Below are 7926 nucleotides of genomic sequence, written 5' to 3'. Positions count from 1 at the left end.
ACTTTCTTTTCGGGGAAAAGAAAGTAGGTCGCTCCGGGGGAGCGAAAGCCTTTGACTTTGATGTTGACTTTGACGTTAAGCAGTTAATCAGTTTAAGAAGTTGACGTTAAACAATTCCCGCAAAGGAAAACCCGAAAGGTAAAAAAACCCCCAAGAAAAAACCCGCGAGAAATCGCGGGTTTTTTCTTTCGGGCCCAGATCAGGACCGAACCCCAAAAACCTTAATCCGTCACCGCCCCCTTGCTCGCCGTCGAGGCCAGCTTCGAGAACTTCGCCAGCACGCCGCGCGTGTACCGCGGTGCCGGCTGCTTCCATTCGGCGCGGCGCTTGGCCAGTTCTTCATCGCTCACGTTGAGCTGCAGCAGCAGCTTGTGCGCGTCGATGGTGACGGAGTCGCCTTCGCGCACCAGCGCGATGTTGCCGCCCACGTGCGCTTCGGGCGCGACGTGGCCGACCACCATGCCCCAGGTGCCGCCGGAGAAGCGGCCGTCGGTGATGAAGCCGACCGACTCACCCAGGCCCTTGCCGATGATGGCGGAGGTGGGGGCCAGCATCTCGGGCATGCCCGGGCCGCCCTTGGGGCCGAGGTAGCGCAGCACCAGGATGTCGCCGGCGTTGATCTTGTCGGCCAGGATGGCGTCCATCGCGCTTTGCTCGTCCTCGAACACGCGCGCCGGGCCGGTGATGACCGGGTTCTTCAGGCCGGTGATCTTGGCGACCGCGCCTTCCTCGGCCAGGTTGCCTTTGAGGATGGCGAGGTGGCCTTCCTTGTACAGCGCCTTCTCGATCGGCAGGATCACGTCCTGGTCGGCGCGCGGGGTGTCGGGCACGTTTTCCAGTTCCTCGGCCAGGGTGCGGCCGGTGATGGTCAGGCAGTCGCCATGCAGCAGGCCGGCCTTGAGCAGGATCTTCATCACTTGCGGGATGCCGCCGGCGCGGTGCAGGTCGGTCGCCACGTACTGGCCCGAGGGCTTGAGGTTGCAGATCACCGGGACCTTGCGGCGGATGCGCTCGAAGTCGTCGATGGTCCATTCCACCTCGGCCGAGTGGGCGATCGCCAGGTAGTGCAGCACGGCGTTGGTGGAGCCGCCGGTGGCCATGATCAGCGAGACCGCGTTCTCGATCGACTTGCGCGTGATGATGTCGCGCGGCTTGATGTCCTTCTTGATGGCCTCGACCAGCACGCGCGCCGATTCGGCGGCGCTGTCGACCTTTTCCTGGTCGGGGTTGGCCATCGTCGACGAGTACAGCAGCGACATGCCCAGCGCCTCGAACGAGGAGCTCATGGTGTTGGCGGTGTACATGCCGCCGCACGAGCCCGAGGTCGGGCAGGCGTTCTTTTCCACGCCCTCGAAGTCTTCCTGGCTCAGGCGCCCGGCGGTGAATTCGCCCACGGCCTCGAACGACGACACGATGGTCAGGTCCTTGCCCTTCCAGTTGCCCGGCTTGATGGTGCCGCCGTAGACGTAGATACCCGGCACGTTGGTGCGCGCCAGCGCGATCATGCCGCCCGGCATGTTCTTGTCGCAGCCGCCGATCACCACCACGCCGTCCATCCACTGGCCCTGCGCCGCGGTCTCGATGCAGTCGGCGATGACTTCGCGCGAGATCAGCGAGTACTTCATGCCCTCGGTGCCCATCGACATGCCGTCCGAGATGGTCGGCGTGCCGAAGATCTGCGGGTTGGCGCCGGCGTCCTTGATGGCGGCCACGGCCGCGTCGGCCAGGCGCTGCAGGCCCGAGTTGCACGGCGTGATGGTCGAGTGGCCGTTGGCGATGCCCACCATCGGCTTGTCGAAGTCTTCCTTCTTGTAGCCAAGCGCGTAGTACATCGAGCGGTTGGGGGAGCGCGCCACGCCTTGCGTGATGTGCTGCGAGCGTTTGTTGAACGTCATGGGGAATCTCCGGGGGAATGGGTGCTGGCCGGCGCGGTGGTTCGGGTTGGCCTGAACCCCGCGCGGGCGTCTGCCGTGTTGTGGGCGAAAGCATGCCGCTTGCGTTTTATCGTGTCAAATATATTATTCAACCTCTATTGAGTCGAGAAACATATCAGGAGCCCGATTGGACCTGCGCCAGCTACGCTACTTCGTCACGGTGGCGGAAGAACTCCATTTCGGCCGCGCGGCGCGCCGCCTGGCCATGACCCAGCCGCCGCTGTCGCAGCAGATCCAGGCGCTGGAGGAGGAAATCGGCGTGCCGCTGTTCCTGCGCACGCGCCGCTCGGTGGCGCTGACGCCGGCCGGCCAGCAATGGCTGCCCGAGGTGCGCCGCGTGCTGGCCGACGCCGCCGCGCTGCCCGGGCTGGCCCAGCGGCTGGCGCGCGGCGAGGCGGGCACGCTCTCGCTGGCCTTCGTCAGCACCGCCGACTACGGCATCCTGCCCGACCTGCTGCGGCGCTTCCGCGCGCACCACCCCAACGTGCACCTGCAACTGCGCGAGGCCACCAGCGACATCCAGCTCGAGGCGCTGATGGAAGGCGCCATCGACGCCGGGCTGGTGATCCGCCCGCAACTGCCGGCCATGCCGCACGGCGTGTCCTACCTGCCGCTGGTGCGCGAGCCGCTGGTGCTGGCCGTGCCGCAGGGCTGGCGGCCGCGCGGCGCGGCGCAGGACAGCGGGGACAGTGGGGACAGTGGGGACGGCGGCGATGCGCAGGCCGGCATCGCGCTGCGCGACGTGGCCCACGAGCCGCTCATCATCTTCCCGCGGCGAAGCGCGCCGGCGTTTTATGACATCATTACGGGCTGTTATGCGCGCGAAGGGCTGACGCCGGCGATCGCCCAGGAGGCCATCCAGATGCAGACCATCGTCAGCCTGGTGTCGGCTGGCATGGGCGTGGCGCTGGTGCCGGCCTCGCTGTGCAACCTTCGCCGCACCGGGGTGTCCTACCTGCCGCTGCGCGATGCCGGGCCCGACATCGAGACCGGGCTGGTGTGGCGCGAGGCGGGCGCCGGCAGCGTCAGCCCGGTGCTGCGTTCCTTCATCGAGATCGCCGGCGCGCTGGCGTCTGCCATGACCGTGACGCAAAACGCTGGCATAAAGCCGGACGCGGCCGCCGGCTGATTTCCCGCCCGCCGGCTTTTTTCCTGGCCTGCCGTGCGCGGCGCGGCCCCACAACCTACTTCACGGCAAACATGCTGATTCACCCGCAATTCGATCCGGTCGCCATCCACCTCGGTCCGCTGGCCATCCGCTGGTACGGGCTGATGTACCTGGCCGGCTTCATCATGTTCCTGTGGTTCGGCCGGCTGCGCATCCGCCAGCCGCATATGGCCGCGCAGGGCTGGACCGCCCGGGACCTGGACGACATGCTGTTCTTCGGCGTGCTGGGCGTGATCCTGGGCGGGCGCCTGGGCTACGTGCTGTTCTACAAGGCCGACTACTACCTCAGCCACCCGCTCGAGATCCTCAAGGTGTGGGAGGGCGGCATGGCCTTCCACGGCGGCTTCCTCGGCGTGATCGTGGCGATGTGGCTGTTCGGCAAGATGCGCGGGCGCCACTGGATGGAAGTGACCGACTTCATCGCGCCGCTGGTGCCGTGCGGCCTGGCGGCCGGGCGCATCGGCAACTTCATCAACGGCGAGCTGTGGGGCCGCCCGACCGACCTGCCGTGGGGCATGATCTTCCCGCAGGCCGGCGACAACATCCCGCGCCATCCGTCGCAGCTCTACCAGTTCGCCGGCGAGGGCGTGGCGCTGTTCATCATCCTGTGGCTGTTCGCGCGCAGGCCCCGCCCGATGGGCGCGGTCTCCGGCGTGTTCCTGATCGGCTACGGCGGCTTCCGCTTCCTGGTCGAGTTCGCGCGCGAGCCCGACAACTTCCTCGGCCTGCTGGCGCTGAACTTCTCGATGGGCCAGTGGCTCAGCCTGCCGATGATCCTGGCCGGCATCGCCATGCTGGTGTGGGCCTACCGGCACGGCGAGGCGGTGCGGGCGTCGATGCGCTGACGCGCGGCGCTTGCCCCCGGTTTGCTCCCCTCTCCCGCGTGCGGGAGAGGGGCAGAGGGAGAGGGCCGGCGCTTGCGAATGCCACCGTGCTGGAAAAAACCGGCGGCTTCCTTCGACGCTTCCACAAATCCCGCTTGCCGCTGCGCAACATCGATTCTTGTTGTGTTAATGCCGCCGTTATTCATAATTATGAATTATTGAGTTGGCGGAAGTGCCGCTGCGGCCACCTCGATGCCATTGCCCCGTTCCCGCCGGAGAACTCCATGCGCATCATCCAGCAGGCCCTGTATCTCGAAGTCGCGGAGCGCCTGCGCACGCTGATCGACGAGCACGCGCTGATGCCCGGCGCGTGGATCGACGAGGCCAGCGTGGCCGAATCGATGGGCATTTCGCGCACGCCGCTGCGCGAGGCGCTCAAGGTGCTGGCGGCCGAGGGGCTGGTGCGGCTGGAGCCGCGCCGCGGCTGTTTCGTCAACGCGCTGTCCGAGCAGGATCTCGACGAGATCTTCCCGCTGATGGCGCTGCTCGAAGGGCGCTGCGCCTTCGAGGCCGCGCGCAAGGCCAGCGCCGCCGATCTCGAGGCGCTCGAAAGCCTGCATGCCGAGCTCGCGCGCTACGCGCGGGACGGCAATATCGACGCCTATTACGAAACCAACTACCAGATCCACGAAGCGATCCAGCGGCTGGCCGGCAACCGCTGGCTGTCCGGCCTGATCAGCGACCTGCGCAAGGTGCTGCGGCTGTCGCGCCACAAGAGCCTGAAGCTGCCGGGCCGCATCCGCGAATCGTGCGCGGAGCATCTGTCGGTGTTCTCCGCGCTCAAGGCGCACGATTCCGAGGGCGCCGAGGCGCTGATGAAGACGCACCTGATGCGCCAGCGCGGCGCGCTCAGGGCGCTCGACGCCGCCGAGGCGCAGGGCGCGGCGCCGCCCGCCGCCGAGGTCGCTGCGGCGCCGCGGCGCGGGCGGCTGCGCCTCGCGGACAAGGCGGGCGGCGGCGATGCCGGGCCGGCCCGCGCGCGCCGGCTGGCGGCGCCTTCGTCCGATGCCTGACCGTTTTGATCGTCCGACCGTTCGATAGCAGTTCGATAGCAGGTACGTCATGGACTCCTTCAACAGCGAACAGAAAGTCAGCGCGCCGCTGGCCGGCCCCGAGCCCGCGGGCGGCACCCTGTGGTCGCGCTTCGGCCGCTGGTGGGGCCGCAAGGGCGAGCGCGATGCCGACGGCACGGGCAAGCCCGCGGCCCGGGCCGACGGCAAGGTGGACGCCGCGCCGGCGCCGCTGGCGGCGCGCGTGCTGCGCCGCCAGCGCGAGCAGTTGCGCCAGTGCTTCGACGCGCGCCTGACCGATGGCGCCGCCAACGCCGCCGCGCAGTCGTGGCGCGCCGAATACGAGGCGGCCGGCGACGACGCGCGCCAGGCCATGCTCGGCGTGCTGGCCGAGGTCGCCGCCAATGGCGAGGCCGCCGAAGCGGCTGGCAGCGGTGCAGGCAACGGCGCCGGGACTGGCGCAGGGACCGGCGCAGCGACTGGCACAGACAAGGCGGCCGCCGCCCCGAACCTGTCGCAGGCGCTGTCCAACGCCCGCATCCGCTTCTTCAGGCGGCTCGCCGCGCTGCACGGCCAGCAGGGCGACAGCGTGTGCGGCCTGCATTTCCTGATCGGCCTGCGCGCCGACATGCTGCGCTGGCAAAAGCGCATGCCGGGCCTGCGCCCGCTCGACGACGATCTCGAGGCGCTGTTCTCCAACTGGTTCGACGTGGGCCTGCTGGAGCTGCAGCCGATCACCTGGGACTCGCCCGCCTCGCTGCTGGAAAAGCTGATCCGCTACGAGGCCGTGCACGAGATCGCCTCGTGGGCGGACCTGCGCAACCGGCTCGACTCCGACCGCCGCTGCTACGCCTTTTTCCACCCGCGCATGCCGCGCGAGCCGCTGATCTTCGTCGAGGTGGCCTTCGTGCCGGAGATGGCCGCCAACGTGCACGCGCTGCTCGACGAGGCGGCGCCGCTGGAAGACCTGCGCCGCGTCAAGTGGGCCATCTTCTATTCCATCTCCAACACGCAGGCCGGGCTGCGCGGCGTGAGCTTCGGCAACTTCCTGCTCAAGCGCGTGATCGAGGAACTGCAGCGCGAGTTTCCCAAGCTCAAGCAGTTCGCCACGCTGTCGCCGATTCCCGGCTTCGCCGACTGGCTGCGCAAGCGCGACGGCGCCGCGGTGGCCGCGCTGCTCGGCGACAAGCGCCTGGCGCGCTGGCGCGAGCAGCATGGCGAGCCGCCCGCCGACGGCGCGGCCTGGCTGGCGGCGCTGGCCGCCGGCGCGGACGCGGCGCACGGCGAGCACGAAAAGGGCGCCCGGGAAGACGCCGTGATGCGCGACACCGCGCTGGCGCTGGCCGCGCATTTCCTCGTGCGCGAGCGCCACCACGGCATGCCGGCCGACCCGGTGGCGCGTTTCCACCTCGGCAACGGCGCCTGCGTGGAGCGGCTGAACTGGGCCGCCGACCTGTCGCGCAAGGGCCGCGCGCAGTCGTGCGGCATGATGGTGAATTACCTGTACGTGCCCGAGGCGCTCGATGACAACCTGGCCCGCCTCGGCAACGGCAACCCGCGCATCAGCCGCGCCGTGGGCAAGTTCTTGTGATCGTGGCCGGGTCCCGGGGCAGGCCCCTCGCCGGGCCGGCGCCTTGTTGTGGTGGCAGTTCCGTCGTTTGACTTTCCGCAGAGAAAAGACACAGGAGACAGAGCAATGAAACGTCGTCAGTTCCAACTGGCCGGGCTGGCCTGCGCGCTCGGCGCGGCCCTCGGCATGGCAGCCCCGGCAGTCCGGGCCGATGCCTGGCCGTCCAAGCCCATCACCGTGATCGTGCCGTTCCCGGCCGGCGGCGGCACCGATGCCTTCGCCCGCCCGCTGACCGCGCAGCTTTCCAGGCAGCTCGGCAAGCAGTTCGTGATCGACAACCGCGGCGGCGCCGGCGGCACGGTGGGCGCGAGCATTGCCGCCAAGGCCGCGCCGGACGGCTACACGGTGTTCATCGGCGGCGCGCACCACGCCATCGCGCCGTCGTTCTACAAGAAGCTCGACTACGACATCGAGAAGGACTTCATTCCCGTCACCGTGATCGCGCAGCCGCCGCAGGTGGTGGTGGTCAACCCGGCCAAGGTCTCCGCCAACACGCTCGGCGAGCTGATCGACTACGCCCGCAAGAACCCGGGCAAGCTCAACTACGGCTCGGCCGGCAACGGCTCGTCGCACCACCTCGCGGGCGAGCTGTTCAAGCTGCAGACCAAGACCTTCATCACGCACATCCCGTACAAGGGCGCGGGGCCGGCGCTGTCGGACCTGATCGCCGGGCAGGTCGACATGGTGTTCGACGGGCTCGGCTCGTCGGCCCAGCACATCCGCGCCGGGCGCATCAAAGCGCTGGCGGTGGCATCGACCAAGCGCTCGGCCGCCTTTCCCAACGTGCCGACCGCGGCCGAGGCCGGCGTGGCCAACTACGACGTCTCCACCTGGTACGCGATGTGGGTGCCCAAGGGCACGCCGAAGGACATCGTCGACAAGCTCTACGCCGAAGTGGAGAAGGCGCTCAACACGCCCGAGATGAAGCAGGTCTGGCTGGCCAACGGCTCCGACACGCCGGCCTTCACGCAGGAACAGTTCGCCCAGTTCCAGCGCGCCGAGATCAAGCGCTGGGCGCAGGTGGTGCAGCAGTCCGGCGCCAAGATAGACTGATTTGGCCGGTTCGGCTGGTTCGACTGGTTTGACGCGAGGAGGATGGTGATGACGGCAGGAGCAAGGGCATGAGCGGCACGGTGGAATTCACGCGCGATGGCGGCATCGCCACGGTCACGCTGGCCAACGCGGGCAGGCTCAACGCGATCTCGGTGGCGATGTGGCGCGCGCTGGCGCAGGGTTTCGCGCGGCTGTCGGCGGACGACTCGCTGCGCTGCGTGGTGGTGCGCGGGGGGGGGGGGGGGGG

The 7926-nt window shown here is 68.7% G+C and carries 6 protein-coding genes and 1 pseudogene; 6 read left to right on the top strand and 1 reads right to left on the bottom strand.

Going from position 1 to position 7926, the window contains the following annotated elements; translation table 11 throughout:
- Positions 1 to 221: 221 nt before the first annotated feature.
- Positions 222 to 1895 (bottom strand): dihydroxy-acid dehydratase, encoded by a 1674-nt coding sequence (gene ilvD, locus AC3WXD_RS30185; RefSeq protein ID WP_492325304.1) that lies wholly within the window; start codon positions 1893 to 1895, stop codon positions 222 to 224.
- A gap of 166 nt (positions 1896 to 2061) precedes the next feature.
- Between ilvD and AC3WXD_RS30180 the strand changes: the two genes are divergently transcribed.
- From AC3WXD_RS30180 to AC3WXD_RS30155, 6 genes and pseudogenes are all read left to right on the top strand, one after another.
- Complete coding sequence (locus AC3WXD_RS30180) at positions 2062 to 3063, top strand: LysR substrate-binding domain-containing protein (RefSeq protein WP_492325303.1); 1002 nt, start codon at positions 2062 to 2064, stop codon at positions 3061 to 3063.
- Between the two features lie 71 nt (positions 3064 to 3134).
- On the top strand, positions 3135 to 3947 hold the full coding sequence (gene lgt, locus AC3WXD_RS30175; protein WP_020206826.1) for a prolipoprotein diacylglyceryl transferase: 813 nt from the start codon (positions 3135 to 3137) through the stop codon (positions 3945 to 3947).
- 263 nt (positions 3948 to 4210) lie between these two features.
- The gene (locus AC3WXD_RS30170; protein WP_492325302.1) at positions 4211 to 4999 is read left to right on the top strand and encodes a GntR family transcriptional regulator; all 789 of its coding nucleotides are present in this window, start codon (positions 4211 to 4213) and stop codon (positions 4997 to 4999) included.
- Between the two features lie 49 nt (positions 5000 to 5048).
- Positions 5049 to 6587, top strand: coding sequence for a malonyl-CoA decarboxylase domain-containing protein (locus tag AC3WXD_RS30165; RefSeq protein ID WP_492325301.1), 1539 nt, complete (start codon positions 5049 to 5051; stop codon positions 6585 to 6587).
- 105 nt (positions 6588 to 6692) lie between these two features.
- Complete coding sequence (locus AC3WXD_RS30160) at positions 6693 to 7679, top strand: Bug family tripartite tricarboxylate transporter substrate binding protein (protein ID WP_020206823.1); 987 nt, start codon at positions 6693 to 6695, stop codon at positions 7677 to 7679.
- Between the two features lie 68 nt (positions 7680 to 7747).
- A pseudogene (locus AC3WXD_RS30155) lies at positions 7748 to 7926 on the top strand (enoyl-CoA hydratase/isomerase family protein); the annotation flags it as partial.

Source organism: Cupriavidus sp. FW216-B1, from assembly GCF_058789195.1.
This window is presented reverse-complemented; position numbering and strand designations above follow the sequence as displayed.

Coding starts and splice junctions, on each gene's coding strand:
- ilvD (WP_492325304.1), bottom strand. CDS start 1,895: ATGACGTTCAACAAACGCTCGCAGCACATCACGCAAGGCGTGGCGCGC.
- lgt (WP_020206826.1), top strand. CDS start 3,135: ATGCTGATTCACCCGCAATTCGATCCGGTCGCCATCCACCTCGGTCCG.
- AC3WXD_RS30170 (WP_492325302.1), top strand. CDS start 4,211: ATGCGCATCATCCAGCAGGCCCTGTATCTCGAAGTCGCGGAGCGCCTG.
- AC3WXD_RS30165 (WP_492325301.1), top strand. CDS start 5,049: ATGGACTCCTTCAACAGCGAACAGAAAGTCAGCGCGCCGCTGGCCGGC.
- AC3WXD_RS30160 (WP_020206823.1), top strand. CDS start 6,693: ATGAAACGTCGTCAGTTCCAACTGGCCGGGCTGGCCTGCGCGCTCGGC.